Origin of the sequence: Streptomyces sp. NPDC048291, from assembly GCF_043201715.1 — a bacterium.
Lineage (GTDB): Bacteria > Actinomycetota > Actinomycetes > Streptomycetales > Streptomycetaceae > Streptomyces.
On sequence record NZ_JBICZC010000005.1, the window covers coordinates 25,682 to 52,295 of the forward strand.

At 72.7% G+C, this 26,614-nt stretch carries 28 protein-coding genes; 10 read left to right on the forward strand and 18 right to left on the reverse strand.

The genetic code is table 11. The features are described 5' to 3' along the window. The first annotated feature begins 165 nt into the window (after positions 1 to 165). From ACGF5O_RS14165 to ACGF5O_RS14175, 3 genes are read left to right on the forward strand one after another with little or no spacing between them, the layout of a single operon-like run. Positions 166 to 1,017 carry an AraC family transcriptional regulator gene (locus ACGF5O_RS14165; protein ID WP_393810161.1) on the forward strand — a complete coding sequence of 284 codons (852 nt, stop codon included), beginning with the start codon at positions 166 to 168 and terminating at the stop codon, positions 1,015 to 1,017. A gap of 10 nt (positions 1,018 to 1,027) precedes the next feature. Beyond that, positions 1,028 to 1,780 carry an AzlC family ABC transporter permease gene (locus ACGF5O_RS14170; RefSeq protein ID WP_393810162.1) on the forward strand — a complete coding sequence of 251 codons (753 nt, stop codon included), beginning with the start codon at positions 1,028 to 1,030 and terminating at the stop codon, positions 1,778 to 1,780. Then, positions 1,777 to 2,085 (forward strand): AzlD domain-containing protein, encoded by a 309-nt coding sequence (locus tag ACGF5O_RS14175; RefSeq protein WP_393810163.1) that lies wholly within the window; start codon positions 1,777 to 1,779, stop codon positions 2,083 to 2,085. The genes ACGF5O_RS14170 and ACGF5O_RS14175 overlap by 4 nt, the downstream gene beginning before the upstream one ends. Before the next feature lie 57 nt (positions 2,086 to 2,142). On the opposite strand, the gene ACGF5O_RS14180 is transcribed toward ACGF5O_RS14175, so the two are convergent. Next, entirely contained in the window at positions 2,143 to 3,087 is a 945-nt protein-coding gene (locus ACGF5O_RS14180) for a hypothetical protein (protein WP_393810164.1), read from the reverse strand. 80 nt (positions 3,088 to 3,167) lie between these two features. On the opposite strand from ACGF5O_RS14180, the gene ACGF5O_RS14185 reads away from it, so the two are divergent. Next, a complete protein-coding gene (locus ACGF5O_RS14185; RefSeq protein WP_362598249.1) occupies positions 3,168 to 3,362 on the forward strand; it encodes a DUF3046 domain-containing protein in 195 nt (64 codons plus the stop codon). 60 nt (positions 3,363 to 3,422) lie between these two features. Further along, positions 3,423 to 4,697: an AI-2E family transporter gene (locus ACGF5O_RS14190; protein ID WP_393810165.1), complete on the forward strand. Its 1,275-nt coding sequence runs from the start codon at positions 3,423 to 3,425 to the stop codon at positions 4,695 to 4,697. A 62-nt stretch (positions 4,698 to 4,759) separates the two neighbouring features. On the opposite strand, the gene ACGF5O_RS14195 is transcribed toward ACGF5O_RS14190, so the two are convergent. The 4 genes from ACGF5O_RS14195 to ACGF5O_RS14210 all read right to left on the reverse strand — a co-directional run bounded on the left by ACGF5O_RS14195 (position 4,760) and on the right by ACGF5O_RS14210 (position 8,206). Beyond that, on the reverse strand, positions 4,760 to 5,563 hold the full coding sequence (locus tag ACGF5O_RS14195; RefSeq protein WP_393810166.1) for a hypothetical protein: 804 nt from the start codon (positions 5,561 to 5,563) through the stop codon (positions 4,760 to 4,762). Between the two features lie 96 nt (positions 5,564 to 5,659). After that, positions 5,660 to 6,820, reverse strand: a complete 1,161-nt coding sequence (locus ACGF5O_RS14200) for an oxygenase MpaB family protein (protein WP_393810167.1) — start codon at positions 6,818 to 6,820, stop codon at positions 5,660 to 5,662. Positions 6,821 to 6,885: 65 nt separating this feature from the next. Beyond that, positions 6,886 to 7,938 (reverse strand): polyprenyl synthetase family protein, encoded by a 1,053-nt coding sequence (locus ACGF5O_RS14205; protein WP_393810168.1) that lies wholly within the window; start codon positions 7,936 to 7,938, stop codon positions 6,886 to 6,888. After that, positions 7,931 to 8,206 (reverse strand): polyprenyl synthetase, encoded by a 276-nt coding sequence (locus tag ACGF5O_RS14210; RefSeq protein ID WP_393810169.1) that lies wholly within the window; start codon positions 8,204 to 8,206, stop codon positions 7,931 to 7,933. Before ACGF5O_RS14210 ends, ACGF5O_RS14205 begins: the two co-directional genes overlap by 8 nt. Before the next feature lie 448 nt (positions 8,207 to 8,654). On the opposite strand from ACGF5O_RS14210, the gene recA reads away from it, so the two are divergent. Together recA and recX are read left to right on the forward strand one after the other, a co-directional pair. After that, positions 8,655 to 9,788 (forward strand): recombinase RecA, encoded by a 1,134-nt coding sequence (recA, locus tag ACGF5O_RS14215; protein ID WP_362598231.1) that lies wholly within the window; start codon positions 8,655 to 8,657, stop codon positions 9,786 to 9,788. A 4-nt stretch (positions 9,789 to 9,792) separates the two neighbouring features. Then, a complete protein-coding gene (recX, locus tag ACGF5O_RS14220; RefSeq protein WP_393810170.1) occupies positions 9,793 to 10,647 on the forward strand; it encodes a recombination regulator RecX in 855 nt (284 codons plus the stop codon). A 56-nt stretch (positions 10,648 to 10,703) separates the two neighbouring features. On the opposite strand, the gene ACGF5O_RS14225 is transcribed toward recX, so the two are convergent. From ACGF5O_RS14225 to ACGF5O_RS14260, 8 genes are all read right to left on the reverse strand, one after another. After that, on the reverse strand, positions 10,704 to 11,144 hold the full coding sequence (locus ACGF5O_RS14225) for a rhodanese-like domain-containing protein (protein ID WP_393810610.1): 441 nt from the start codon (positions 11,142 to 11,144) through the stop codon (positions 10,704 to 10,706). After that, the gene (locus ACGF5O_RS14230) at positions 11,135 to 11,689 is read right to left on the reverse strand and encodes a cysteine dioxygenase (protein ID WP_393810171.1); all 555 of its coding nucleotides are present in this window, start codon (positions 11,687 to 11,689) and stop codon (positions 11,135 to 11,137) included. Before ACGF5O_RS14230 ends, ACGF5O_RS14225 begins: the two co-directional genes overlap by 10 nt. A gap of 70 nt (positions 11,690 to 11,759) precedes the next feature. Beyond that, positions 11,760 to 11,846, reverse strand: a complete 87-nt coding sequence (locus tag ACGF5O_RS14235) for a putative leader peptide (protein WP_350779852.1) — start codon at positions 11,844 to 11,846, stop codon at positions 11,760 to 11,762. 63 nt (positions 11,847 to 11,909) lie between these two features. After that, positions 11,910 to 13,547, reverse strand: a complete 1,638-nt coding sequence (locus ACGF5O_RS14240) for an FAD-dependent monooxygenase (RefSeq protein ID WP_393810172.1) — start codon at positions 13,545 to 13,547, stop codon at positions 11,910 to 11,912. Between the two features lie 236 nt (positions 13,548 to 13,783). After that, complete coding sequence (locus ACGF5O_RS14245) at positions 13,784 to 14,686, reverse strand: amino acid ABC transporter permease (RefSeq protein WP_393810173.1); 903 nt, start codon at positions 14,684 to 14,686, stop codon at positions 13,784 to 13,786. After that, positions 14,683 to 15,348, reverse strand: a complete 666-nt coding sequence (locus ACGF5O_RS14250; protein ID WP_393810174.1) for an amino acid ABC transporter permease — start codon at positions 15,346 to 15,348, stop codon at positions 14,683 to 14,685. Before ACGF5O_RS14250 ends, ACGF5O_RS14245 begins: the two co-directional genes overlap by 4 nt. Before the next feature lie 168 nt (positions 15,349 to 15,516). Beyond that, on the reverse strand, positions 15,517 to 16,353 hold the full coding sequence (locus tag ACGF5O_RS14255; RefSeq protein ID WP_393810175.1) for a glutamate ABC transporter substrate-binding protein: 837 nt from the start codon (positions 16,351 to 16,353) through the stop codon (positions 15,517 to 15,519). Positions 16,354 to 16,472: 119 nt separating this feature from the next. Beyond that, complete coding sequence (locus ACGF5O_RS14260) at positions 16,473 to 17,249, reverse strand: amino acid ABC transporter ATP-binding protein (protein ID WP_393810176.1); 777 nt, start codon at positions 17,247 to 17,249, stop codon at positions 16,473 to 16,475. 317 nt (positions 17,250 to 17,566) lie between these two features. On the opposite strand from ACGF5O_RS14260, the gene ACGF5O_RS14265 reads away from it, so the two are divergent. After that, on the forward strand, positions 17,567 to 18,259 hold the full coding sequence (locus tag ACGF5O_RS14265) for a response regulator transcription factor (protein WP_362598197.1): 693 nt from the start codon (positions 17,567 to 17,569) through the stop codon (positions 18,257 to 18,259). A gap of 9 nt (positions 18,260 to 18,268) precedes the next feature. Continuing rightward, on the forward strand, positions 18,269 to 19,666 hold the full coding sequence (locus tag ACGF5O_RS14270) for an ATP-binding protein (protein ID WP_393810177.1): 1,398 nt from the start codon (positions 18,269 to 18,271) through the stop codon (positions 19,664 to 19,666). A gap of 141 nt (positions 19,667 to 19,807) precedes the next feature. On the opposite strand, the gene ACGF5O_RS14275 is transcribed toward ACGF5O_RS14270, so the two are convergent. Further along, positions 19,808 to 20,806: a TAXI family TRAP transporter solute-binding subunit gene (locus ACGF5O_RS14275; RefSeq protein WP_393810178.1), complete on the reverse strand. Its 999-nt coding sequence runs from the start codon at positions 20,804 to 20,806 to the stop codon at positions 19,808 to 19,810. 106 nt (positions 20,807 to 20,912) lie between these two features. Here ACGF5O_RS14275 and ACGF5O_RS14280 point away from each other — a divergent pair, with 106 nt between their 5' ends. Continuing rightward, complete coding sequence (locus ACGF5O_RS14280) at positions 20,913 to 21,347, forward strand: MazG nucleotide pyrophosphohydrolase domain-containing protein (protein WP_393810179.1); 435 nt, start codon at positions 20,913 to 20,915, stop codon at positions 21,345 to 21,347. A gap of 7 nt (positions 21,348 to 21,354) precedes the next feature. On the opposite strand, the gene ACGF5O_RS14285 is transcribed toward ACGF5O_RS14280, so the two are convergent. The 4 genes from ACGF5O_RS14285 to metE form a co-directional block, all read right to left on the reverse strand. Beyond that, positions 21,355 to 22,824 carry a hypothetical protein gene (locus ACGF5O_RS14285; protein WP_393810611.1) on the reverse strand — a complete coding sequence of 490 codons (1,470 nt, stop codon included), beginning with the start codon at positions 22,822 to 22,824 and terminating at the stop codon, positions 21,355 to 21,357. A 227-nt stretch (positions 22,825 to 23,051) separates the two neighbouring features. Then, positions 23,052 to 23,411 carry a DUF6204 family protein gene (locus ACGF5O_RS14290; RefSeq protein WP_393810180.1) on the reverse strand — a complete coding sequence of 120 codons (360 nt, stop codon included), beginning with the start codon at positions 23,409 to 23,411 and terminating at the stop codon, positions 23,052 to 23,054. A gap of 72 nt (positions 23,412 to 23,483) precedes the next feature. Continuing rightward, positions 23,484 to 24,035, reverse strand: a complete 552-nt coding sequence (locus ACGF5O_RS14295) for a histidine phosphatase family protein (RefSeq protein ID WP_393810181.1) — start codon at positions 24,033 to 24,035, stop codon at positions 23,484 to 23,486. 251 nt (positions 24,036 to 24,286) lie between these two features. Then, the gene (gene metE / locus ACGF5O_RS14300; protein ID WP_393810182.1) at positions 24,287 to 26,596 is read right to left on the reverse strand and encodes a 5-methyltetrahydropteroyltriglutamate--homocysteine S-methyltransferase; all 2,310 of its coding nucleotides are present in this window, start codon (positions 26,594 to 26,596) and stop codon (positions 24,287 to 24,289) included. Positions 26,597 to 26,614: the final 18 nt, after the last annotated feature.

The following is a 26,614-nucleotide window of genomic DNA, read 5'->3' on the forward strand; positions in this document are numbered from 1 at the left end:
GGGGAGGGGCTCAGGAGGGGGCGGGGAGGGGCTCAGGAAGGCTGGGGCGGGGGCGGGGGCGCCCGTGCCGGGTGGCTGGGGGCGGGTGGGGTGGTGGATGTGGTTGAAGGCGGTCGGGTGGGAGGCGCGGGATGTGGTCGGGGGTGGGCGGTCGACAATGGGTGTGTGGCGGGAGCGGACGAGCAGGCGCGGCACTGGCGGTATGAGGCGTTGCCCGGTGTCGACCTGTTGCGTGCCCGGTATGTGCGCAAGACGTTCGTTCGGCACACGCACGAGCACTTCGTGATCGCCGCCATCGCGGACGGCGTGGAGGTCTTCCACCACCGGGGTTCCGACGTGTCGGCGGGGGCGGGGGCGCTCGCGCTGGTCAATCCGGACACCCCGCACACCGGGCGGGCCGGGGTGCCCGAGGGCTGGCGGTACGGGGCGGTCTATCCGTCGCCCGACCTCGTCGCGGGGATCGCCGCCGAGACCACCGGGATCCGGGGCACCCCCGGCTTCGTCGGTCCCGTGCTCGACGACCCGTACAGCGTTGCCCTGGTGCACCGGGTGCTGCGCGCCGCCGACGAGGGCAACGCGCTCGCGGCCGACACCCTGCTGCGGGTGGCGATCACCCGGCTGCTGCGGCTGAACGGCGGCCCGCTGCCGCAGCGGCAGGTCCGTACCGCCGGTGCCCGGCTCGCCGCACGCGCGCGTGCGGTGCTGGAGGAGCGGATGGCCGAGCCGCCGACCCTGGAGCGGCTGGCGGGCGACCTCGGCACCAGCCCGTTCGCGCTGCTGCGGGCGTTCCGGGACGCGTACGGGATGCCCCCGCACACCTGGCTGACCGACGCCCGGGTGCGCCGGGCCCGGCTGCTGCTGGACGCCGGTACGGCACCCGCCGCGACGGCCGTCGCCGTCGGCTTCACCGACCAGCCGCACCTCAACCGGCACTTCGCCCGGATCGTCGGCGTCCCGCCGGGCGCCTACCAACGCGAGCGCAAGAACGTACAAGACGCGCGGGACGGCCGCCCGTAGCGTCCCGGGTGTGGCACAGCAGACAGCACTCGCAGACATACGCGGCGACGGTGAGCCGAAGCCGGACTCCGCCGTCGTCCGGGACGCCCTCGGGGTCGGGGTCGCCGTGGGACTCTCCGGGTTCGCCTTCGGGGTGACCTCGGCAGGCAGCGGGCTCGGCCTGCTCCAGACCTGCGCGCTCAGCCTCCTGGTGTTCACCGGCGCCTCCCAGTTCGCCCTGGTGGGCGCGCTCGCGGCCGGCGGCAACCCGCTCACCGCGGCGGCCGGCGCCTTCTTCCTGGGGGTGCGCAACGCGTTCTACGGGCTGCGCCTCTCGCAGGTGCTGGCACTCCCGCGCGCGGTGCGGCCGTTCGCCGCGCAGTGGGTGATCGACGAGACCACCGCCGTGACCCTCGCCCAGCCGACGCGGCGCGCCGCCCGGATCGGCTTCACGGTCACCGGGCTCAGCCTGTACGTGCTGTGGAACCTCACCACCCTGCTCGGCGCGCTCGGCGCCAAGGCGGTCGGGGACACCGGCGCCTGGGGCCTGGACGCGGCCGGACCCGCGGTCTTCCTGGCCCTGCTCGCCCCCATGCTGAAGACCACGACCGACCGCGCGGTCGCCGCCCTCGCGGTGCTGCTGGGGCTCGGCCTGCTGCCCGTGCTGCCGGCCGGGGTCCCGGTCCTGGTGGCCGCGCTTGCGGCACCGGCCGCCCTGTTCGTCTCCGGCCGCCGGTCCGGCCGCGACCGTACCCGTGACGAGGCACCCGAGGAGACCCGGTGAACTTCTGGATCGCGATCGGCGCGACCGCCCTCGGCTGCTACGCCGTCAAGCTCGCCGGCCTGCTGGTGCCCGCGGGCGTGCTGGAGCGGCCGGTGGTGCGACGGCTGGCCGCCCTGCTGCCCGTGGCCCTGCTCGCCGCCCTCACCGCCCAGCAGACCTTCGCCGACGGGCACGCGCTCGTGCTGGACGCCCGGGCCGCGGGGCTCGGTGCGGCGGCCGTGGCCCTGGTGCTGCGCGCGCCCTTCCTGGTCGTCGTCGGGGTCGCCGTGCTGGTCACGGCGGGGCTGCGCGCCGTCACCGGCTGAGACTTCCGTCACCCGGCTCTCCTCGGCCGACAGCCGCCGTCCGGCAGCCGGCTTCCGTCACCCCACGAAGCGGCCGTACGCCCTGAGCGTCTGCAGGGCCTCCAGGGTCACCCTGGGGCGGGCCTCCAGGGCGGCGGCCGGTGTCCACCGGCGCCAGCGGATCGGCCAGCCGCCGTCCGGCTCCTGCTCGGCGGTGAGGAAGTCGAGCGAGCGGGTCATCTCCTCGTCGGTGAACCACGAGCGCGCGAGCGAGTCCGGGGACTTCGCGAAGTCGTGCGGGTAGTGGTGCTCGCCCGGGGCGTAGCCGGACGCGACCGGATACCCGTCGAGGCGCCCGGGATCCAGCGCGGCCAGGCGCTGCTCGCGCACCAGGCGGCCCAGCCGGTCGGCGACCGCCTCCGCGCGCGAGCGGTCGGGCACCGTGTCCAGGAAGGCGACCGCGGCCTCGATCTCGTAGGGGTGCGACTTCTCCAGGTTCTCGATCGCCTGCCAGCAGAAGTCGGTGGCCCGGAACAGCCACGCGTGCCAGACCTCGTTGCGGTGCAGCAGACCCACCACCGGACCCGTGGCGAGCAGCTCGCTGGGAGGGTCGTCGACGACCGGGACGAACGGCGCCGCCGGATAGCCGCGCTGACTCGGGCGGACCGCGGGCAGCGCCCCGTCCGGGGTGGAGATCGCTGTCAGATAGCGGCAGACGCGCTCCACCCGCTGGCCGCCGCACCGTCCGATGGCGTCCAGGACCCGCAGCGCGTGCCCGGTGTGCAGCGGCTGGCTCACCGGGCCGCGCAGATCGGGCTCCAGGGCGTGTCCGTAGCCGCCGTCCTCGTTGCGGTAGGCCTCCAGCGCGGTCTCCACCGGATCGGGGCCGCCGTTCAGGAAGTGGTAGGAGAAGAGACGCTGCTCCAGTACGCGTGCGGTGAGCCACATGAACTGCTCGGCGCGCAGGAGCGGGGAGTGCGCCGGGGGCGTAGGGGGGAGCGGGGAAACTCCGGTTTCGGCCATGCGCAAGACCGTAGGGCGGAAAGCGGTCTCGGCAAGCGGTCCCGGGCAGGGCCCACTCTCAGGGGCGGGATACTGGTTTCATGCGGTTGACGGTTTTCTGGCAGCGGATGGCGGAACACTTCGGTTCCGGGTACGCCGACACCTTCGCGCGCGATCACGTGATGACGGAGCTCGGCGGACTGACGGTGCACGAGGCGCTGAACGCCGGCTGGGAGGCCAAGGACGTGTGGCGCGTGGTCTGCACGGTCATGAACGTTCCGGGGGAGAGGCGCTGACCGTGCGCGGAGATCGGATACGGGCCACGCGATGTCAGTGGCGTGGGCGAGACTTGCACCGTGGCATCCACTGACGAGGACGGGCGGACCGTCCAGGACGCATCCCCGGTCGACACGGCCGACACGACGCCGCGCGCCGGAGCACCGGCCGCCGACGCCGCGGTACCGGGCGCCCGCATGCCGCGCTGGCTGCCCCGCGCCATGGTGCTGGCGCTCGCCCTCGTCGCCGCCTTCCAGCTCGGCAGCTGGGCCTTCCACCAGCTCACCGGGCTGCTGATCAACATCCTCATCGCGTTCTTCCTGGCGCTCGCCATCGAGCCCGCGGTGAGCTGGATGGCCTCCCGCGGCATGCGCCGCGGCTTCGCGACCTTCCTGGTCTTCCTCGGCCTGGCGATCGCCACCGCGGGGTTCATCACACTGCTCGGCTCGATGCTGGCCGGGCAGATCATCAAGATCGTCGAGGACTTCCCCGACTACCTGGACTCCGTCATCAACTGGGTCAACCACACCTTCCACACCGAGGTGAAGCGGGTCGACGTCCAGGAGGGCCTGCTGCACTCCGACTGGCTGCGCAAGTACGCGCAGAACAGCGCGGCCGGTGCGCTCGACGTGTCCGGACAGGTACTCGGCGGCCTCTTCCAGCTGCTGACGATCACACTGTTCGCGTTCTACTTCGCCGCCGACGGCCCCCGGCTGCGCCGCACCCTGTGCTCCGTGCTGCCGCCCGCCCGCCAGGCCGAGGTGCTGCGCGCCTGGGAGATCGCCGTCGACAAGACCGGCGGCTATCTGTACTCGCGCGGTGTGATGGCGCTGATCTCCGGGATCGCGCACTACATCCTGCTGGAGGCCCTCGGTGTGCCGTACGCGCCCGTGCTGGGCGTGTGGGTGGGGCTGGTCTCGCAGTTCATCCCCACCATCGGCACCTATCTCGCGGGCGCGCTGCCGATGCTGATCGCGTTCACCGTCAACCCGCTGTACGCGGTGTGGGTGCTGGTGTTCGTCGTGATCTACCAGCAGTTCGAGAACTACATGCTGCAGCCCAAGCTGACCTCCAAGTCGGTCGACATCCATCCGGCGGTCGCCTTCGGTTCGGTCATCGCGGGCACCGCGCTCCTCGGCGCGGTCGGCGCACTGATCGCCATCCCGGCGGTGGCGACGCTCCAGGCGTTCCTGAGCGCCTACGTGAAGCGGTACGACGTCACGGACGACCCCCGGGTGCACGGGCACCGCCGGCGCGGTACGGGCGGCGTCGGCCCGCTCACGCGCGCGCGGCGCCTGACGCAGCGCCTGATATGGCAGCGGCCGGCCGAGAGCCCCGGGGACACTCCGTCCTGACGGTCGTCGCGATCCGCAGACGAACCGCGGTCGGTAGGTCGGCAGGTCTAGCGGTCGGCAGGTCAGTAGGTGAGTACCGCCCACACCCCGGCAGCGGCGACCGCCGCCGCGTAGCAGCCCACCGCCGCGGCCACGACCCGCCACCGGGTCCGCTCGCTCCACGTGGTGCGGGACAGCAGCCAGGCCAGGGCCGGCAGGACCAGCACCGCGTGCAGGCTGACCCCGTGCAGCGGCTTGAGCGGGGCCGTCGAGTCGTACGCCGCCTGCTGGTGCCCGGTCCGGACGAGTACCACCCCACGCGCGATCATCGCCGCTCCCGAGGCCAGCGCCACCAGCAGGACCGCGAACCCGGAGCGCACCGCGAGCGCCATGCCCGCCGGACCGGCCGGCCGGCGCCGGAAGGACACCACCGCGAAGACGGTGAGCAGCACCACCAGGACCCCGCCGCCCACCGCCAGCATCATGGACACCGCGGTGTCGAAGGGCGTCTCCATGTCGAGGTGCGAGGGCACCCGGCGCCACGCCTGCAGGGTGATCCCGCCGACCTCCACCACGCAGTCCGCGGCGAAGACGAGCAGCAGGACGGTCCGCGGCCGCTCCCCGACCCTCAGGTAGGAGGCGACCCAGGTGACCGCCATCAGCGTCAGTCCGAAGGACAGCCCGAACGTGACGGGCTTGCGCCAGGAGACCGGCCCGTACCAGGGGCCGCCGTCGACCGCGAACACCACCAGATGCGCCAGACCGGAGAGGACGAGCAGTACGCCGGTCACGTGACAGAGACGCTCGGCGGGGCGCGCCCGGGTCAGGATCCCGGTCAGCGGGTTCGCCGGCGCTTTGCGGGGCGGACTCTTCAGGGAGGAGGACATGCGCCCAGCCTCCCGGCGTCCGTCCGCGCGGTCGTCGTCCGGCCGAAGGCACCCGCCGTACGCCGTGCGGAGTAGCGGAGTAGCGGAGTAGGGGGATCAGGAGACCGTGGCGGCCGGCGGGGTCCACCGCCGGGTGCGGGGGACGGTGCCCTCGACGCCGTAGTCCTTCTTGAGGTGTTCGGGGATGGCGTAGTGCATGACGCGGCCACGGGTGAGCGAGGACAGTTCGAGGACGGTCGTGAGGTGGCCGAGGCGGTCCAGGGCCCAGGCGCCCAGCGGCGAGCGGTCCTCGATGGTCTCCAGGACGCCGAGGAGGTGCGGTACGGCCTTGACGACGGTGTCCCACGGGGTGCGCGGCACCTCCAGCCAGTCCGCGCAGGTGTCGCCGACCAGGTGGCGGATCAGGGCGGAGACGATCGGGTCGAAGAAGGTGCCGGGGACGACCTCCTCGTAGAGGTCGATGAGCTGCCGGGTCAGGACCGCGCCCTCCTCGGAGGGGCCCATGTGGCGGACCATGTACAGGTCGAGGAAGGCGCGTGCCTCTTCGAGGGTCTTCGGGACGGCCGCCTGGTCGACGCCGAGCATGGCGCCCACCACCCGCCACGCGTAGTAGTACGCCTCGGCGCCCTCCGTGGACAGGTGGATGCCCAGCCGGTGCAGGCTGTCGAGGACCAGCATGGAGAAGAACATCTGTCCGCCGATCATGTCCTCCTGGCAGATCGGCGTGCCGAGCGTCTCGGTGTCCCAGCGATTCTCGCGCCTGAGGTGGTGCCGGATGGAGGCGTGCAGCAGGCGCACCTTCTGGGCGGCCGGGACGAAGCGGCCGCCGGCCTCGAAGGCGTCGGGCCGCATGAGGTAGACGGTGAACTGACCGGTCTCCGCCATCCGCTTGGACGGGTACTTCAGCCCGTGGGTGGCCGACAGCAGCTTCGCCACGCGCGGGACGACGTAACAGGCGGGCATGGCGGCGAAGGACAGCGCGGTCGAGATGTGCACGTTGTTGTCGATGAAGAACAGCCGGGCCTTCTCCATCTCGCCCCAGTCCACCCAGGACGGCGGCACCCGGGTGGCCTCCAGGTACTCCCGCGCGACCTCGGGCAGCCCGTCCGGCAGGGGCGCGCCGGCGGTGGAGACGTAGCGCATCAGGGTGTTGAACGTGCCCACCTCCCCGCGCTCGAAGAGTGCGGCGACCGTGGCGTCGGCGAGTTCGTCGCCGGCGTGCCGCAGGGGGTCCATCGAGGCCTCGGTGTGCATCACGGCAGGGCTCCTTGTCGTCGCGGGTGCCGTCCGGCCGGCCAGGCCGTCCGGGCCACCCGTGGGGGTCAGGACAGGCGGACCGCGGCCGAGTGGGCCAGCGAGGTCAGGGCACCGGCGGCGGGGGCCGGCACGTTCAGTTCGTGGAGGGCGTCGAGCGCTTCCGCGACCCGGGCGCCGATCATGTGCTCGATCCGGTCGGGCGCCCCGAGCCGGCACATCACCTCGCGGACCGCGTCCAGGCCGTCCGCGTCCAGGTCACTGCGGCCGAGCAGCGCGCCCAGCCGCTCCCGGTCGTCGGCCCGGGCGAGGCGCCAGGTCTCCGCGAGCAGGGCGGTGGGCCGGTGGCCGCGTACGTCGTCGGCGTTGGCCTTGCCGGTGTGCTCCGGGGCCCCGAACAGGCCGAGCAGGTCGTCGCGCAACTGGAAGGCCTCGCCCAGCGGCAGCCCGTACCCGGAGTACCCCGCGCGCAGCCGCTCGCCGGCCCCGGCCAGGGCGCCGCCGATCAACAGGGGCTGCTCGACGGTGTACTTGGCGGTCTTGTAGCGGATCACCTTCAGCGAGGCCGTGGTGTCCGGACCGGCTCCGGTGCGCAGGATCTCCAGGCACTCGCCCGCGATCAGCTCCCGGGCCAGCACCGACCACAGGGGGCGGGCCCGGGCGAGGTAGGCGGCGGGCAGCCCGCAGGTCGCGAACAGCTGCCCGGCCAGTGACATCAGCAGATCGCCCACGAGCATCGCCAGCGACCGCGCGGTGTCGTCGGCGCGCGGACGGTCCGCCACGGCGGCCCGCAGGGCGAGGTGCGGGGTGGGGCGGCCGTGCCGCAGCGGGCTGTCGTCGATGAGGTCGTCGTGTACGACGGCGGCGGCGTGCACCAGTTCCATCGAGGCCGCCGCCCGCACCAGCGCCTCGCTGTCGGGCTGGCCCACCGCACGCCAGCCCCAGTAGCAGAACGCCGCCCGCAGCCGCTTGCCGTCCGCGACCGCCGCCTCCAGTTGCTCGGCCACCGGGCCCAGGAGCGGGTCGACCGCCGCGAACAGGCAGGCCTCCTCGGCGACGAACCCGCGCAGTACGTCGTCGACGCGGTGCTTGAAGGCGGCCGGATCCCACCGGTCAGTCATCGCCGGCGGTCCGCCGGAGGAGGGCATGCCGGGCGAGGAGCTCCAGATGGGCCGGGGGCACCGCCGCGTACCGGTCCAGGACCAGGCGCCCCCGTGCGGTCAGATCGTGCTCGGCCTCCGCCGCCAGCGCGCCGGCGTCCGAGCGGCGCAGCAGCCCGCGTAACGTCCCGAAGGCGGTGCCCACCGTGCTCACCGCCAGATCGGCCAGCCCCGCCGCCAGCAGCACGGCCTGCTCGTCCAGACCGCGTCGTCCCGTCTCACGTGTCATGCGCTCTCCCACCCACGGCACCCGGAGGCGGCGCCCCGGCCGCCTCTTCGAGCATCGCGGCACGACGGGCGAGGGCAGGCGGAAACTCACGATCGGGTGAACGTCCTGCCGGGTGGTGCGGATCGCCGCGCCGCGCTTCCGCTTCCGGCTGCCGCCCCCGGAGTGGCACGCGCGCCCCCGTTCAGGCCCCCGCGTGAGAGGCGGGTGAGCACCCTGCGGGGAGTGGCGGGAGTACCGCGTGGTGCGCTTGACACGAAAATCGAACATCCATTCTTATGGAAGCTCCGGCACGGCTCACGGCGGGGATCCCGGCGGCAGTTCGACACGGTTTCGGCGGAGAAGTCACCGAGTTGTCCACAGGTCGAACCGGCGTCGGGGCGCATTGTCAGTGGCAGGCGTTAGCGTCTTTGACGTGAAGCGATCGACTCAAGCAAACCGGGTGGAACCCATGGCAGGAACCGACCGCGAGAAGGCGCTCGACGCCGCGCTCGCTCAGATTGAACGGCAATTCGGCAAGGGCGCGGTCATGCGCATGGGCGACCGGACGAAGGAGCCCATCGAGGTCATCTCGACCGGGTCGACCGCGCTCGACGTCGCCCTGGGCGTAGGCGGCCTGCCGCGCGGCCGCGTCGTGGAGATCTACGGACCGGAGTCCTCCGGCAAGACGACCCTGACCCTGCACGCCGTGGCCAACGCGCAGAAGGCGGGCGGCCAGGTCGCGTTCGTGGACGCGGAGCACGCCCTCGACCCCGAGTACGCGCAGAAGCTCGGCGTCGACATCGACAACCTGATCCTCTCCCAGCCGGACAACGGCGAGCAGGCCCTGGAGATCGTGGACATGCTGGTCCGCTCCGGCGCCCTCGACCTCATCGTCATCGACTCCGTCGCCGCGCTCGTGCCGCGTGCGGAGATCGAGGGCGAGATGGGCGACAGCCACGTCGGTCTCCAGGCCCGTCTGATGAGCCAGGCGCTGCGGAAGATCACCAGCGCGCTCAACCAGTCCAAGACCACCGCGATCTTCATCAACCAGCTCCGCGAGAAGATCGGCGTGATGTTCGGCTCCCCGGAGACCACGACCGGTGGCCGCGCGCTGAAGTTCTACGCCTCGGTGCGACTCGACATCCGCCGCATCGAGACCCTGAAGGACGGCACCGAGGCGGTCGGCAACCGCACCCGGGTCAAGGTCGTCAAGAACAAGGTCGCACCGCCCTTCAAGCAGGCCGAGTTCGACATCCTCTACGGCCAGGGCATCAGCCGCGAGGGCGGTCTGATCGACATGGGCGTGGAGAACGGCTTCGTCCGCAAGGCCGGCGCCTGGTACACGTACGAGGGCGACCAGCTCGGCCAGGGCAAGGAGAACGCGCGCAACTTCCTCAAGGACAACCCCGACCTCGCCAACGAGATCGAGAAGAAGATCAAGGAGAAGCTGGGCGTCGGTGTCCGCCCGGAGACGCCCGCCGCCGAGCCGGGCGCGGACGCGGCGGTCACCACCGCGGCGGCCACGGACGATGCGGCGAAGACGGTGCCGGCCCCGGCCGCCGCCAAGGTCACCAAGCCCAAGGCCGCCACCGCCAAGAGCTGACGCCGTGACACGACGAACCGACTGGGCCGACCACGAGTACACGTCCCCCGGTGCCCCACGGGGGAGGGGCGCCGGGGGCGACCCGGGCTCCACCGGGGACGGCGACGAGGCCTACGTCACGGGCGGCGACCACCACGGGGGCGGCACATACGGGGGAGACGGCGCGTACGGGGGCTTGCACGCCGACGGCTTCCACGGTGACGGCACGCCCGGCGACCCGGACGGACCGCGCGGGCACGGGTCACCCGGCCGTGGCTCGCGGAGGCCCGGGACGCGCCGCCGGCGCGGCTTCGGGGAGCCGTCCGGTGAGGACGGGGGTTCCTCCTCCTCGTCGAGGGCCGAGCAGGGGGAACCTCCAGCGGACCCGGCTGAGCGGGCGCGGGCGATCTGTCTGCGCCTGCTCACCGGGACCCCGCGCACCAGGAAGCAGCTCGCGGACGCCCTGCACAAGCGGGAGATCCCGGACGAGGTCGTCGAGGAGGTGCTGTCGCGGTTCGAGGAGGTCGGGCTGATCGACGACAGCGCGTTCGCGGACGCCTGGGTGGAGTCCCGGCACCACGGCCGGGGGCTGGCCCGGCGCGCACTCGCCCGGGAACTGCGCACCAAGGGCGTCGACTCGGCGCTCATCGACGAGGCCGTCGGCCGGCTCGACTCCGATCAGGAGGAGGAGACCGCCCGCGAACTCGTCGCCCGCAAGCTCCGCTCCACCCGGAGCCTCGACCGCGACAAGCGGATCCGCCGCCTCGCCGGCATGCTCGCCCGCAAGGGGTACTCCGAGGGCATGGCCCTCCGGGTCGTCCGGCGGGCGCTGGAGGAGGAGGGCGAGGACACGGAGTTCCTGGAGAGCGGGGACTTCTGACGGGGCGTCGGCCTCGGCCGGGACCACCGGGCCTCCGGGACCGGGGAGCCGTAGGGCTAGGACGCCTGGGGCGTGACCGGCAGGCCCGCCGTCTTCCATGCCTGGAAGCCGCCGACCAGGTCCGTCGCCCGGTGCAGGCCCAACTGGTGCAGGGAGGCGGCGGCCAGGCTGGACGCGTAGCCCTCGTTGCAGATCACGACGACCTGGAGGTCGTGGCCGGTGGCCTCCGGGGTCTTGTGGCTGCCCTGGGGATCCAGGCGCCACTCCAGTTCGTTGCGCTCTATGACGAGTGCACCGGGTATCAGCCCGTCCCGGTCGCGCAGCGCCGCGTACCGGATGTCGACGAGCAGGGCCTCGCCGGAGCGCGCCGCCTCGTACGCCTCCTGCGCCTCGACGCGCCGGTAGCCCGCGCGCACCCGCTCCAGCAGTTCGTCGATGCCCACCGGGCGCGGCTCCGCCGGGCGGGACTCCGCCGGTTCCGTGCCGCTCACTGCCAGTCCTCCGGGCGCTCGACCTGCTCCAGGCGCAGCACCTGTCCGGTGCGGCTGTAGCGGCGGATCCGCGGCAGCGGCGGGTAGTAGGCGTGGACGGAGACCGCGTGGCGCTCGGTGGACTCGTTGAGCACCTCGTGGACGTGGTCGCGGCCGAAGGAGCGGCCCTTGCCGGCCGGCAGCCGGCGCTCGCGGTCGACGCCCTCGGAGAGTTCCAGGGTCTTCCAGCCGTCGGTGGGCAGCCGGGTGGCCAGCGAGTACTCCTTCAGCTCACCACTCGCGGTGAGGAAGGCGCCGACCGACTCGGCGTGGTCGTGCCAGCCGGTGCCGGAGCCGGGCGGCCAGCCGATCAGCCACGCCTCGCTGCCGGCGGGGCCGTCGAGCCGGACCCAGGTGCGGCCCTCGGGGTCGAGCGGGAGCGAGGCGATCAGCTCGGTGTCGGCGGCCGTACGCCGGACGAAGTCGAGGAGGTCCGCCTGGGTGGGCGCGGCGCCGGGCGCGGGGGCGGACGGAGAAACGGAGGAGGAAGAAGAGGAGAGGGAGGCAGACACGTGCACCGATCCTGACGAGGGTTCGCAGAAGCGGGCGCAGACGGCGCCCGGAGAGAAGAGGAATGCGAAATCAGCAGGACGGAAGACACACGCAGCCCGCATAGCGGACCAGGTCCACATGGACCTTCCGCCACAGGCGCACAGTGGTGTCGTTCACGATGCGGAGTACACCACGCCGGTGCGGGCCGGTCAACTCACCGTCAGAATGTGGACGGCCCGGTCACCGCGCGGGGGAACCGGCCGGCGCCTCCGTCTCCTCCCGCTGCTCCGCCTGCTCGGCCGCCTCCTGGTCCTTGCCGCCCAGCGTGGCCTCGGCCGCCGCGTACAGGTCGGCCGGGCGGACGCCGTTGAGGGCGGTGACCAGATGGCCGTCGGGGCGCACGAGCAGCACCGCGTGCGCCGGGGCGCCCGGGTAGGCCTCGGCGACCAGCAGCTCGGCGGGGTGCGGCAGCGCGGTCACGGCCGCCGCGAGCCGGGGCATGATCCCGGCGGAGACCCAGTGCTTGCGGTCCCAGACGCCGGTACCGGGCGCGATGAGGACGACGAGCAGCGCGCCGCGGCCGAGCCGGGAGCGCAGCTGCACGAAGGTGCCGTCCTCCGCGGTGACCCGGACGTCGGCGACCGGTGTCCCCGGCGGGGTGTCGACCGGGATCTCGTGCTCCAGGTGCCGGGGCGCGAGGGGCGAGTCGGCGTACGCCCCCGGCGCACCGAGCGGGCCGTGCCCCAGGTGGCCTTCCGTGAGGAGCGCGTCGTGCCCCCGGGACGCGCCCGGGACGAACCCGCGCAGCCCGCCCCCGCCGCGCAGCACCGGCAGCACCTGGTCGGCGGCGCGCAGCCGGGCGGCCACCACCGCGCGTCGCTCCGTCTGGTAGCTGTCGAGGAGCGCCTCGTGCGGGCCGTGGTGCCAGGCCGGGGCCAGCTTCCAGGCGAGGTTGTCCACGTCCCGCAGCCCCTCGTCCAGGCCGTGCGTCCCGAGCGCGCCGAGCAGGTGCGCGGCGTCCCCGGCGACGAACACCCGGCCCACCCGCCACCTGCGGGCGAGGCGGTGGTGCACGGTGTGGACGCCGGTGTCGAGCAGGTCGTACGGCGGTGTGGTGCCGCCCGTCCAGCCCGCGAGGGTCTCGCGGATCCGGGCCACGAGCAGCTCGGGCGTGACCAGGTCCTTGCCGGGCGGCAGCAGCCAGTCCAGGCGCCACGCGCCGTCCGGGAGGGGGCGGGCGGTCACCTCCCCGGCCGAGGGTCCGGACGTCCGCCACGGCGGGGTCCGATGGAGCAACGCCTGACCGGGCCAGGGGAGTTCCGTGCGCAGCGCGGCGACCGCGTGCCGTTCCACCGCGGTGCGGCCCGGGAAGCGGATGTCCAGGAGCTTGCGCACGGTCGAGCGGGGTCCGTCGCAGCCCACCAGGTAGCTGCCGCGCCACCAGGTGGCCTTGGGGCCGCGGGTGTGCGCGGTGACTCCGGAGCGCTCCTGTTCGACGGCGTCCAGCCGGCTGTCGGTGGCGATCCTGACCAGCGGTTCGTCGGCGATCGCGGCGCGCAGGGCGTTGGTCAGCACGTGCTGGGCGAGGTGCAGCGGGGACGGCTCGCCGGCGTCGTCGAAGACGACCTCGCGCAGCACCTGGCGGCGCCGCATCGACCGCCAGCCGGTCCAGCGGGTGCCCAGTTCCTCCAGCGGGGCGCCGGACAGGCGTGTCACCAGGGCGGCGGTGTCCTCGCGGAGCACCACCGTGCGCGCCGGGCGCGGCTCGTCCTTGCCCGGACCCTCGTCCAGGACGACGGAGGGCACCTCCTGGCGGGCCAGCGCCAGGGCCAGCGTGAGCCCGACGGGCCCCGCTCCGACGATGATCACCGGGTCCACGGCGCGGCGCCCCCTGCCCGTACGCAAGTCCCGACGGACATCGATGAACAAGTGGGTGGAGCAGGGTGCACGATCACAGAACGTATGCAACAGACTGGGCGCCACCCGGTCAAGCGGCGCACCCGGGGACACGTCAGCATGGCGGGCGCGCGGACCCCGTCGGGGCGCCGGAACACGGCGGAGGCGGCGGCCGTGCGGCCACCGCCTCCGTACCCGGTGCGTGTGTTGACTCAGGGTCAGGCGGACGCTCCCGAGCCGTAGGCGCCGGCCACCTCGGCGGCGTTCAGGTCCTGGACGTCCTCGGGGCCCAGCACCGCGCCGGTGCCCCGCTTGCTGCGCCGCAGCCGCTTCTCCAGCCAGGAGGCGAACGTGGTGAGCGCGAGGTTCAGCAGGATGAAGATGACTGCGACGACGACGAAGCTGGGGATGACGTTGGCGTAGTTGGCGGCCAGCGTGCCGCGCGCCGTGAGCAGTTCCGTGAACTGGAGCATCACGCCGCCCAGCGCGGTGTCCTTCACGACCACCACGAGCTGGCTGACGATGGCCGGCAGCATCACGGTGACCGCCTGCGGCAGCAGGATGCCGGTCATCGTCTGCCCCTTGCGCAGGCCGATCGCGTACGCCGCCTCCGTCTGCCCCTTGGGGAGCGCGAGGACACCGGCCCGCACGACCTCGGCGAGTACCGAGGCGTTGTAGAGCACCAGGCCGGTGACGACCGCGTACAGCGGCCGTTCGTCGCTGCCGACGTCGGTGGAGCGGACGTAGAACTCGTTGGCGAACAGCATCAGCAGCAGGACCGGGATCGCGCGGAAGAACTCCACGACCCAGGCGGCCGGTATCCGCACCCAGGTGTGGTCCGACATGCGGGCGATGCCGAAGACCGCGCCCAGCGGGAGGGCGATGACCATGGCGAGCGCCGCGGCCTTGAGCGTGTTGCCGAGGCCCGGCAGCAGGTACGTGGTCCACGCTTCGGAGGTGGTGAACGGCTGCCACAGGTCCCACTTGAGCTGGCCCTTGTCGTCCATCTTCTGCCAGACCCACCAGACCGCGAGGGCGAGGAGCAGTACGAAGGCGACGGAGAGGACCACGTTGCGCCGCTTGGCGCGGGGCCCGGGGGTGTCGTACAGGACGGAGCTCATCGCTTCACCGCCAGGCGCTTGGCGAGCCAGCCGAGGAACAGGCCGGTCGGGAGGGTCAGGACCACGAAGCCGAAGGCGAAGACCGCGCCGATGGCCAGCGTCTGGGCCTCGTTCTCGATCATCGTCTTCATCAGGGCGGCGGCCTCGGCGACGCCGATCGCGGCTGCCACCGTGGTGTTCTTCGTCAGCGCGATCAGGACGTTGGCCAGCGGGCCGATCACCGCGCGGAAGGCCTGTGGCAGCACGATCAGCCGCAGGCTCTGCGAGAAGTTCAGCCCGATCGCGCGGGCCGCCTCGGCCTGCCCGACGGGCACGGTGTTGATGCCCGAGCGGATCGCCTCGCAGACGAAGGCCGCGGTGTAGGCGGTCAGGCCGAGCACCGCGAGGCGGAAGCCCTGGATCTTGAAGTCGGAGGCGCCCAGCGTCATGCCGAAGATGTCGGCGAGGCCGAGCGAGGTGAAGATGATGATGACGGTCAGGGGGATGTTCCGGACGATGTTGACGTAGGCGGTGCCGAATCCGCGCATCAGCGGGACCGGACTGACCCGCATCGCGGCCAGCAGGGTGCCCCAGACCAGGGAGCCGACGGCCGAGAGGACGGTCAGTTCCACCGTCGTCCAGAACGCCCCTAGGACGTCGTAGCCTTGAAGAAAGTCGAACACGATTTCCCGCGCTTCCGGGTGTGTGGCGTACGTGGAGGGCATGGCGCGCCGCCGCCGGGGAAGCGGTGGCGGCGGCGCGCGCGAGGAACCGCGCGATGGGCTGCCGGGTCCCTGCGTCGACGGATCCCCGCGACCTGTGCGGGGGCGGGTTCCGCCTTGCGCGAAGCCTTACTTGACGATCGCGCCGATCTTCGGGGCGGGCTCGTTCTTGTAGTCGGCCGGGCCGAAGTTCTTGGTGACGGCCTTGTCCCAGGAACCGTCGCTTACCATCTTCTCCAGCGCCTTGTTGATCTTGTCTACGGTGGTGGAGTCGCCCTTCTTGACGCCGATGCCGTAGTTCTCGTTGCTCAGCTTCAGGCCGGCGAGCTTGAACTGGCCCTTGTACTTGTCCTGCGCGGCGAAGCCCGCGAGGATCGAGTCGTCCGTGGTCACCGCGTCGACGGAGCCGCTCTGCAGGCCGGCGATGCACTCCGAGTAGGTGCCGACCTCCTTGAGGTTGGCCTTCGGGGCGATCGTCTGCTGGATGTTCTGCGCCGAGGTCGAACCCGTCACGGAACACAGCTTCTTGCCGTTGAGGTCCTCGCCCTTGGCGATGGTCGAGTCCTTCTTGACCAGCAGGTCCTGGTGGGCCAGCAGGTACGGGCCGGCGAAGTCCACCTTCGCCTTGCGCTCGTCGGTGATCGAGTAGGTGGCCGCGATGAACTTCACGTCGCCGCGCGCCAGGGCGTTCTCCCGGTCGGCGCTCTTGGTCTGCACGAACTCGATCTGGTTCGGCTTGTAACCGAGCTGGCCGGCGACATAGGTGGCCACGTCGACGTCGAAGCCCGAGAAGGAACCGTCGGGCTCCTGGAGGCCGAGACCGGGCTGGTCGAACTTGATGCCGACCTTGATCTTGCCGCCGCCCGAGGAACCGCTGTCGTCCTTGTCGCCGCCGCCGCACGCCGTGGCGGACAGGGCGAGCGCGAGCACGGCGGCCGAGGCGGCGGTGACCTTGCGGAGCTGCATGATGAACATCCCTCGTTTTGGTGAAGACGGCTGTGGAGACGGCTGTGCGGACGGCTGTGCGGGCGTCAGCGGGGACGTCTGGGGAGACGTCGGTGAAAAGAAGCGGGGCCTGCCGTGCCTCAGTGGTGCAGGATCTTCGACAGGAAGTCCTTGGCCCGGTCGCTGCTCGGGTTGCTGAAGAACCGGTCCGGGGTGGCCTGTTCGACGATCCGGCCGTCGGCCATGAAGACCACCCGGTTCGCGGCCGAGCGGGCGAAGCCCATCTCGTGGGTGACGACGATCATCGTCATGCCGTCCCTGGCCAGCTGCTGCATGACCTCCAGGACCTCGTTGATCATCTCGGGGTCGAGGGCCGAGGTCGGCTCGTCGAAGAGCATGACCTTCGGACCCATGGCCAGCGCCCGCGCGATGGCGACGCGCTGCTGCTGGCCGCCGGAGAGCTGCGCGGGGTACTTGTCGGCCTGGGTGCCCACGCCGACCCGGTCGAGCAGTGTGCGGGCCTTCTCCTCGGCCTGCTTGCGGTCCGTCCTGCGGACCTTGACCTGCCCCAGCATCACGTTCTCCAGCACCGTCTTGTGTGCGAAGAGGTTGAAGGACTGGAAGACCATGCCGACGTCGGCGCGCAGCCGGGCCAGTTCCTTGCCTTCCTGGGGCAGCGGCCTGCCGTCGATGGTGATCGTTCCGGAGTCGACGGTCTCCAGGCGGTTGACGGTGCGGCACAGCGTGGACTTGCCGGACCCGGAGGGCCCGATCACCACGACGACCTCACCGCGGGCGATCGTCAGGTCGATGTCCTGGAGCACGTGCAACGCGCCGAAGTGCTTGTTGACATTCTTCAGGACAACCAGGTCGCCGGTCGCGGCCACGTCCTGCTTGGCCACCGATACTTCGGTCATCGCTTTCGGGCTCCGTCCTCCTCGGTTGCGGAGGAATGTAGTGAGGGCGAATGACCAGCGTCATTACATCTGAGGGAGATCTGAGCATCACGATCCGGTCGCAGGCGGACACGTGCCGTAGTACCGACGGCCGCCCGGGTATCGGCCGCGTAACGGAACCCGCCCGCCACCGGAACCCACTTGACGCCGTCGGCGTCCATCAGCGTGACTGCTCCTCGTGCACGCGCGCGTGCGCGATTTCTACAACGCGCGGGTTTTCCGCGGACAAGCCGACGGCGAACCACGACCGTACGACCGCTGAACCGGAGGGGGCCGGGATGAGACTGCTGCTCGTCGAGGACGACAACCACGTCGCCGCCGCGCTCTCCGCGGTCCTGGCTCGGCACGGGTTCTCCGTCACCCACGCCCGCAGCGGCGAGGAGGCGCTCCGCGCCCTCGTCCCCGAGAGCGACGGCTACGACGTCGTCCTCCTCGACCTCGGCCTGCCCGACCAGGACGGCTACGAGGTCTGCGCCAAGATCCGCAAGCGCACCAGCACCCCGGTCATCATGGTCACGGCCCGCTCCGACGTACGCTCCCGCATCCACGGCCTCAACCTGGGCGCCGACGACTACGTGGTGAAGCCGTACGACACCGGGGAACTGCTCGCCCGGATCCACGCCGTCAGCCGGCGCACCCACCACGAGGACGGCCAGGCCGGCGCCGACGGCGACAGCGCGCTGCGGCTTGGCGCCGTCCGCATCGAACTGCCCACCCGCCAGGTCAGCGTGGACGGCAAGGTCGTCCAGCTCACCCGCAAGGAGTTCGACCTGCTGGCGCTGCTCGCGCAGCGGCCCGGTGTGGTCTTCCGCCGGGAGCAGATCATCAGCGAGGTCTGGCAGACCAGCTGGGAGGGGACCGGCCGCACCCTGGAGGTGCACGTCGCCTCCCTGCGTGCCAAGCTGCGCATGCCCGCGCTCATCGAGACCGTTCGCGGCGTGGGCTACCGGCTCGTCGCCCCGGCCGCGTAGCGGGGACGGGTGCGCACACGTCTCCTTCCGCTGCTCATCGTCCTGATGGCGGCCGTGCTGCTCGCGCTCGGCGTGCCGCTCGCCGTCAGCACGGCCTCCGCGCAGCAGCAGAAGGTCGTCGTCGACCGTATCGACGACACCGCGCGGTTCGCGGCCCTCGCCCAGTTCGTGACCGACACGCCCGCCACCGCGCGCCCCGTCCGCACGGACGACCGCCTGGAGACCCTGCGCCGCGAACTCGCCAGCTACCACGGCGTCTACGGCATCCGCGCGGGCGTCTTCTACCGGAACGCCTCCTCCATGGCCAACGCGCCCGACGACTGGGTGCTGCCGACGACCGGCGAGGTCCGGGAGGCCTTCGACGAGGCCCTGCTCAGCCGCCGCAGCCACGACCCCGCGCAGGTGTGGCCCTGGCAGCGCAGCCGGCTGGTGGTGGCCTCGCCGGTGATCCGGGACGGCGACGTCGTCGCCGTGGTGGTCACCGACTCGCCGACCGGCCCGATGCGTTCCCGCACCCTGCGCGACTGGCTGGTGATCGGCGCGGGCGAGTGCGCGGCGATGCTGCTCGCCGTCGGCGCGGCGCTACGGCTGACCGGGTGGGTGCTGCGGCCGGTACGGGTGCTCGACGCCACCACGCACGCGATCGCCAGCGGCCGGCTCAAGTCCAGGGTCGCGGCGGCCGGCGGTCCGCCGGAACTCAGACGGCTGGCCCGGGCGTTCAACGAGATGGCGGACAACGTCGAGGACGTGCTGGAGCAGCAGCGGGCCTTCGTCGCCGACGCCTCCCACCAGCTGCGCAACCCCCTCTCCGCGCTGCTGCTGCGCATCGAACTGCTCGCCCTCGAACTCCCCGAGGACAACGAGGAGATCGCCTCGGTCCGCACCGAGGGCAAGCGGCTCGCACAGGTCCTGGACGACCTGCTCGACCTGGCGCTGGCCGAGCACGCCGAGGCGGACCTGATGCCGACCGACCTCGGGCGGCTGGCCGAGGAGCGGATCGCCGCGTGGGCGCCGGCCGCCGCGGCGAAGGGGGTCCGGCTGACCGGCGAGTGCCCGGCGGCCACCGGGTGGGCCGACCCGGTCACGCTGTCCAGCGCGCTGGACGCGGTGATCGACAACGCGGTGAAGTTCTCGCCGGAGGGCGGCCTGGTCGAGGTGACCGTGGCCGCCGGCCGTGACGTCGCCACGGTCGTGGTGACCGACTCGGGGCCGGGGCTGACGGACGAGGAACTCGCGCGCGTGGGGGACCGGTTCTGGCGCAGCGGACGGCATCAGAACGTGAAGGGGTCGGGGCTGGGGCTGTCGATCACGCGGGCGTTGCTGGCGGCGGGTGGGGGTGCGATCGAGTACGAGCACCATGAGCCGCGGGGGTTGCGGGTGACCGTGTCCGTGCCGCGGGGTGGGTGAGAGGCGGGGGCGGGTGGGTGCGGTTGTGGTCCGGGTGCGGGTGGGTGGGGGTTGCTCGCGCAGTTCCCCGCGCCCCTGACGGGGCGCTCCAGACCGGGGCGTTTCCGCAGTGGGCCGCTTTCGGAGTGGGGCGCCTTGCGGTTACGGCTTCACCGAGCGGTAGTAGCGTCGCGCGCCCTCCTGCAGCGGTAGCGGGTCCGTGTAGATCGCGGTGCGCAGGTCGACGAGTTGGGCCGAGTGGACGTGGTTGCCGATGTCGTCGCGGCTCTTGATGACCGTGCGGGTCACCCACTCGGTGAGTCGGGGGTCGACGTCCTTGCGGGTCATCAGGACGTTGGACACCGCGATCGTGGGCACCGTCGTGCCCTGCTGCACGGACGGGTACGCCGATTCCGGCATGTTGGTCGCCCGGTAGTAGAGCGAGGCCGCGCCCTCGGTGTGCAGCTTGGTGACGAGGCTTCCGCCGATCGGGACGAACGTGAAGCTGAACTTCTTCGCCAGGTCGAGCAGCCCCTTGGTCGGCAGCCCGCCCGACCAGAAGAACGCGTCGATCTTGCCGCGCCGCAGCTGGTCCGGGCCGGTGTCTATGCCCTCGGACACCGGTGTGATGTCCTTCGCCGGATCCACCCCGGCGGCCCTGAGCACCCGGTCGGCGATCAGCCGCACCCCCGAGTTGGGCAGCCCGATCGCCACCCGCTTGTGCCGCAGCTGCGCGACGTCGGTGATGCCCGAGTCGCGCGGTACGACGAGCTGGACGTAGTCGTCGTAGAGCCGGGCCACCCCGCGCAGCAGCCCCGCGTGCGGGCCTTCGTTCAGCTCGTAGGTCTCCACCGCGTCGGCCGCCGCGATGGTGAAGTCGGCGTGGCCGGTCGCCAGCCGCCGTACGTTCTCGTACGACCCGTTGCTCTGCACCAGCTTCACCTTCAGGCCCGGCATGTCCTTGCGCAGCTCGGTGCGGAGCCGCTCGCCGTACTCCTGGTAGACGCCGCGCAGCGTCCCGGTGCTGAAGACGATCGTGCCCGTCGGCGGCTTCTCGCCGAGCGGCAGCAGCCACCACAGCAGCAGGCCGAACGCGACGACGCCGGCGGTCGCGCACTGGAGGGCGCGGCGCCTGCCGATACGGGGGAGCAGCTTGGACATGCGCGCGATCCTGCCAGCCGGCCACCGTCCTGACCAGGGCGGGGCGTGGGGCCGGGGGCACGGCGGCGGACCGGGACTGTCAGTGGCGGCCGTTAGAGTCGTTCGCATGACCAGTTCCGTCCCCGGCGTCCCGACCGGTACCTCGCCCGCCCGCCTCGTCCGGGAGTTCCACCACGCCTTCGGCCTGGACACCCGTGCCACGCCGGCCGAGGTGTCGCCCGAACTGGCCGCGCACCGGGGCGAGCTGCTCGCCGAGGAGGCCGCGGAGGTCGCCGAGGTCGCGGTCGACGGGCCCCTCGACCGGCTCGCGCACGAACTGGCGGACGTGGTCTACGTGGCGTACGGCACCGCGCTGGTGCACGGGATCGACCTCGACGCGGTGCTCGCGGAGATCCACCGGGCCAACATGAGCAAGCTGGGGCCCGACGGGCAGGTGGCCCGCCGGGCCGACGGCAAGGTGCTCAAGGGGGAGCACTACCGGGCGCCGGACGTCTCGGCGGTGCTGCGCCGCCAGGGCTGGATACCGGGCGGCGCGGCCTGACCCGGGGTCAGAGGGTGCCGCCCGCCAGCTTCCACTCGCGGTGCAGGGTGCCCAGCGGGATGCCCCGCTCCAGCACCGGTGTGCCGAAGACCGACAGCTGGAGGCGGAGGGTGCCGGAGAGGTCGACACCGCCGTAGAGGTTCCAGGTTCCCTGGGCGTCCGCGCCCGGGGTGGCGGAGGTGGCGGTGACCGTGCCGGTGGCCTCGCCGCGCAGGTACGGTGCCAGGTCGGCGGTGACGCCCACGGCGCCGTAGAGGCCGACGGAGGCCTCGGCGCCCAGCGTGGTGCGGACACTGCCCGAGGTGGTCACGGCGGTGCGCACCGGCGTGCTCGTCATGGTCGAGCTGCTGACCGGCGTCCAGCCCTGGGCGGTGCCGAAGGTGCCGCCCGCCTTGAAGTCGCCCTTCACGTTCTGCTCCACGTCGACCGTGATCTTCCCGTCGCCGCTCACCTGGAGGTAGCAGGTCAGGTCGAGGTTGACGACGACGGGGACCGCGCCGACCTGGAGGACCGGGTCGGCGTGCAGCTTGGCGAACGGGATGCGCAGCGGGGTGGCCGTGGCCCCGGCCCGCCCCTTGACCGCCCAGCCGGAGTTCCAGTCGCCGGAGACGCCGAGGTAGGCGGTGCCGGGTGCGGTGCCGGTGCCCGCGCCGCCGTAGGCGAAGTCGACCTGCGGGGCGACCTGGACGAAGCCGGAGACCGAGGCCGCGGCGGAGGCCGACCCGCTCACGGCGGCCGGCACTTCGGTGCTGACGTCCAGGCGGAGGCTGCCGAGCGGCACGGTGGCACCCTCGGGGCCGACGTGCACGTCGCCTGCCTTGGACCAGGAGACCTTGACGTCGGGCAGCAGCTTGTCGACGTCGAAGGCGGCCGGGTCGACGGGCACGGTGTCCTTGGCGGTGTCGTCGCCGAGCAGGGCGTCGAGGGTCGCGGGCTCGGTCTGCACCTCGGTGCCCGCGTCGGTCTCGCCGAGCACCTTGGTCACCTTGGCGAGCAGCCCGTCCGGGGCGCCGGGCGCGGGGGCGCTGGCGATGACGTCACCGACGGCGGTCTGCCGGGCGGCGGCCGATGCCGATGCCGACGGCGCCGGCGATGCCGCGGGGCTGGGGGAGACGGCCGGGGAGGCCGGGTTCGCCGTGTCCCCCGAACTGCCCGGCGAACGGCCCGGGGAGGTGCCCGGTGCGTTCCCCTTCGCCGCCGTGGCTATGACGGCACGTCGGGTCCTGCTGTCGTACGAGGCGACGGTGAGCGTGGTGCGGTGGGCCGGACGGCCCGCACCCGCCGAGCCCGCGGCCGTGGTGGCGGCGGTGGCCGGTGCGGCGGCCACGGCGAGCGTCCTGCCGTCCGCGCGGGCGGCGGCGGTGGAGTCGTCGGAGACCTGGGCGGCCTCCCGGGCGTGGTCGTCGGCGGAGGCCTGGTGCTGCGGCGACGAGCAGCCCGCGGCGAGGAGGAGGGCGGTCACGGCGAAGGCGGGCATGAGGGCATGCCCGAGCCTTGTGCGTCTGCGCAAGGTCAGTCCTGAGGGTGGGGGGTGACGAAGAGACACCGACCATGGTTACCGGCGAGTAGAACCGGCCGGTAACTCGGTGTGGCCCCGAGCATGCCACGCCCGCGGCACAGGCTCCCCACAATCCGGCCACATCCCGACGTGACCTGAACCACGGCGACTTCAGGCCGCGGTGGCCGTTTCCGCGAGGGTGAGGGTCAGTCCTGCCGCTGCGCGGCCGCCCGGCGCTGCCGCTTGCTCAGGGGCGCCTGGGAGAGGTCCTCCGCGCTGGACCGGAGGTTCTTGTAGCCGTAGCCGCGCTCGGTCAGCCATGCCCTGGCCGCCTCCTCGGCGCGCTCGGTCGCCTCCAGGATGTCCTCCTCGTCCTCCCCGGTGTCCTGGAAGCGGAAGGTGAAGGCCGGACGGGCGGCGATGTCGTAACTGAGGTGGCCCTCGGCCGTGAAGGCCGCGCGCAGCACGTCGTGCTCGGCGGCCCGGGCGAGGAGTTCGGCGCGCTGCCCGGCGCCGAGGCCGTCGAAGACGCCGCGGACGGTGACGCGGAAGGTGCGGGTGGTCATGGCGCGACCCTAGGCAGGACGGGGCGCACCGCTCCACCGCATTTCCGGCGCCCCGCCGGCCCCGGCCTCCGGCTAGCCTCCGACCTGGCCGAGCCGCAGGTTCCAGCGCCCGGGGCCGCCCGTGACCTCCGTCGCGGACAGCGGCGGTACGTCCACCCGCCAGAACGCGGCCTCGGGCGCCCCCAGCGTGTGCAGCACCAGGGCCCGCACCACCTCCGGCTCCACCACGGCGATCGTCCTGCCGATGGTCAGGCCCGTCCGGTCCAGCCAGCCGGCGACCCGTGCGCACAACTCCCGTACCGATTCGCCCCCGTGGGGCGCGGCCCCCGGGTCGGTAAGCCACCGGAGCAGCGCGTCGGGTTCGACGGTGCCGACCTCCTCCAGCGTCCGCCCCCGCCAGCGGCCCGCGTCCAGACCCGACAACTCGGGCTCCGCCGAGGCGTCGAGGCCCAGCGCGGCGGCCGTCTCCCGGCAGCGCACGCTGGGGGAGCTGACCGTCTCGCCGGCGGCCGGCAGGGACAGCGCCACCGCCTCGGGCTTCTCGATCGAGTCGCCGTCGTCGAAGCGGGCCCGTCGCAACGAGGGGGTGAAGGCGGGGGCTATGAGGATGACTCGGCAGGTCACGGGCGGACGTTCCTCCTCGGACGGACAACGGACAACGGACAACGGACAACGGACAACGGACAACGGACAACGGACGCCGACGGCGGCGGGCGCCGGACGCGCACGACAGTACGCCGTGCGGCGCCCGCGGGTCCGCCGTGCGGTACCCGCAGGACGCCGTCCGGCACCCCGCGCCAAGCCGTCCGGCACCCCGCGCCAAGCCGTCCGGCACCCCGCGCCAAACCGTCCGGCGCCGCCCCGGATGTCGTCGGCTACAGCTCCGCGCGTACCGTGCGCGCTGCCGCGACCAGGTTCTCCAGGGAGGTGCGGACCTCCGGCCAGCCGCGGGTCTTGAGGCCGCAGTCGGGGTTGACCCAGAGCCGGTCGGCGGGGATGGCCGCCAGGCCGGTCCGTACCAGGGCGGCGGCCTCCGCCGGGCTCGGCACGCGGGGGGAGTGGATGTCGTAGACCCCGGGTCCCGCCTCGCGCGGGTAGCCGTGGGCGGCCAGTTCGCGGGCGACCTGCATGTGCGAGCGGGCCGCCTCCAGGCTGATGACGTCCGCGTCGAGGTCGTCGATGGCCTGGACGATGTCGCCGAACTCGGCGTAGCACATGTGGGTGTGGACCTGCGTCTCCGGACGGACTCCGGCGGTGGTGAGCCGGAACGCCTCGGTCGCCCAGGCGAGGTAGGCGGGGCGGTCGGCGGCCCGCAGCGGCAGGGTCTCCCGGAGGGCGGGTTCGTCGACCTGGATGACGGAGGTGCCCGCCGCCTCCAGGTCGTTCACCTCGTCGCGCAGGGCGAGGGCGATCTGGCGGGCGGTGTCGCCGAGCGGCTGGTCGTCGCGGACGAAGGACCAGGCGAGCATGGTGACCGGGCCGGTGAGCATGCCCTTGACCGGGCGGGAGGTGAGGGACTGGGCGTACGACGTCCAGCGCACCGTCATCGGCTCGGGCCGGGAGATGTCGCCGGCCAGGACCGGCGGGCGTACGTACCGGGTGCCGTAGGACTGGACCCAGCCGTGCTGGGTGGCCAGGTATCCGGTGAGCTGTTCGGCGAAGTACTGGACCATGTCGTTGCGTTCGGGTTCGCCGTGCACCAGGACGTCCAGGCCCGCCTTCTCCTGGAAGGCGACCACCTCCTGGATCTCGGCCCGCACCCGGTCCTCGTAACCGGCCGTGTCGATGCGTCCGGCGCGCAGGTCGGCGCGTGCGGTGCGCAGTTCGCCGGTCTGCGGGAACGAGCCGATGGTCGTCGTGGGCAGCAACGGCAGCCGCAGGTGCGCGCGTTGGGCGGCGGAGCGTTCGGCGTACGACTGCGGGCGCCGGGCGTCGGACTCGGTGACGGCCGCGGCGCGGGCGCGCACGGCGGGGTCGCGGGTGATCGGTGAAGTCGCCCGGGAGACCAGGTCGGCGCGGTTGGCGGCGAGTTCGGCGGCGATGGTGTCGGGGCCCTGGGCGAGGCCCTTGGCGAGGGTGACGACCTCGGCCGTCTTCTGCCTCGCGAAGGACAGCCAGCGCAGGATCTGCGGCTCGATGTCCCGCTCGGCGGAGGCGTCGAGGGGGACGTGCAGGAGGGAGCAGGAGGCGGCGACGTCGACCCGGTCGGCGAGACCCAGCAGGGTGCCGAGGGTGGTGAGGGACGCCGACAGGTCGTTCACCCAGATGTTGCGGCCGTTGACCACACCGGCGACCAGCCGCTTGCCGGGCAGCCCGCCGACGGCGGCCAGGGCGTCCAGGTTGACGGCCGCCGCCTCGGTGAAGTCGAGGGCGAGCCCCTCGACCGGGGCCTTGGCCAGCACCGGCAGGGCCCCGCCGAGCCGGTCGAAGTAGGAGGCGACCAGGAGCTTCGGCCGGTCGGTGAGGGCGCCGAGGTCGCGGTAGGCACGGGTGGCGGCGTTGAGTTCGGCCGGGGTGCGGTCCTGGACCAGGGCGGGTTCGTCGAGCTGCACCCACTCGGCGCCGGCCGCCCGCAGGTCGGCGAGCACCTCGGCGTAGACCGGGAGCAGCCGGTCGAGCAGGGTGAGCGGGTCGAAGCCGGCGGGCACGCCGGGCGCCGGCTTGGCGAGCAGCAGATAGGTGACGGGGCCGACCAGTACCGGCCGGGCGGTGAGCCCGAGGGCCAGGGCCTCCGTCAGCTCGCCCACCTGCTTGGCGGAGTCCGTGGCGAAGACGGTGTCGGGACCCAACTCCGGCACCAGGTAGTGATAGTTGGTGTCGAACCACTTCGTCATCTCCAGCGGCGCGACGTCCTGCGTGCCGCGGGCCATGGCGAAGTAGCCGTCGAGCGCGTCGGCGTCGACGGCGGCCCGGTGCCGCTCGGGGACGGCGCCGACCATCACGGTGGTGTCGAGGACGTGGTCGTAGTACGAGAAGTCGCCGGTCGGCACCTCGTGGATGCCGGCCTCGGCCAGCTGCCGCCAGGTGGAGCGGCGCAGTTCGGCGGCGGAGGCCCGCAGGGCGCCGGCGGTGACCCGGCCCCTCCAGTAGCTCTCGATCGCCTTCTTCAGTTCCCGGTTCGGCCCCTGGCGGGGGTAGCCGTACACGGTGGCCCGGGCTGCCGCGGCTGCGGACTCGGTGGTCACGGAGATCTCCTTCGCGAG

Coding starts and splice junctions, on each gene's coding strand:
- ACGF5O_RS14180 (WP_393810164.1), bottom strand. CDS start 3,087: ATGGCCGAAACCGGAGTTTCCCCGCTCCCCCCTACGCCCCCGGCGCAC.
- ACGF5O_RS14185 (WP_362598249.1), top strand. CDS start 3,168: ATGCGGTTGACGGTTTTCTGGCAGCGGATGGCGGAACACTTCGGTTCC.
- ACGF5O_RS14195 (WP_393810166.1), bottom strand. CDS start 5,563: ATGTCCTCCTCCCTGAAGAGTCCGCCCCGCAAAGCGCCGGCGAACCCG.
- ACGF5O_RS14205 (WP_393810168.1), bottom strand. CDS start 7,938: ATGACTGACCGGTGGGATCCGGCCGCCTTCAAGCACCGCGTCGACGAC.
- ACGF5O_RS14210 (WP_393810169.1), bottom strand. CDS start 8,206: ATGACACGTGAGACGGGACGACGCGGTCTGGACGAGCAGGCCGTGCTG.
- recA (WP_362598231.1), top strand. CDS start 8,655: ATGGCAGGAACCGACCGCGAGAAGGCGCTCGACGCCGCGCTCGCTCAG.
- ACGF5O_RS14245 (WP_393810173.1), bottom strand. CDS start 14,686: ATGAGCTCCGTCCTGTACGACACCCCCGGGCCCCGCGCCAAGCGGCGC.
- ACGF5O_RS14255 (WP_393810175.1), bottom strand. CDS start 16,353: ATGCAGCTCCGCAAGGTCACCGCCGCCTCGGCCGCCGTGCTCGCGCTC.
- ACGF5O_RS14260 (WP_393810176.1), bottom strand. CDS start 17,249: ATGACCGAAGTATCGGTGGCCAAGCAGGACGTGGCCGCGACCGGCGAC.
- ACGF5O_RS14265 (WP_362598197.1), top strand. CDS start 17,567: ATGAGACTGCTGCTCGTCGAGGACGACAACCACGTCGCCGCCGCGCTC.
- ACGF5O_RS14275 (WP_393810178.1), bottom strand. CDS start 20,806: ATGTCCAAGCTGCTCCCCCGTATCGGCAGGCGCCGCGCCCTCCAGTGC.
- ACGF5O_RS14280 (WP_393810179.1), top strand. CDS start 20,913: ATGACCAGTTCCGTCCCCGGCGTCCCGACCGGTACCTCGCCCGCCCGC.
- ACGF5O_RS14285 (WP_393810611.1), bottom strand. CDS start 22,824: ATGCCCGCCTTCGCCGTGACCGCCCTCCTCCTCGCCGCGGGCTGCTCG.
- ACGF5O_RS14290 (WP_393810180.1), bottom strand. CDS start 23,411: ATGACCACCCGCACCTTCCGCGTCACCGTCCGCGGCGTCTTCGACGGC.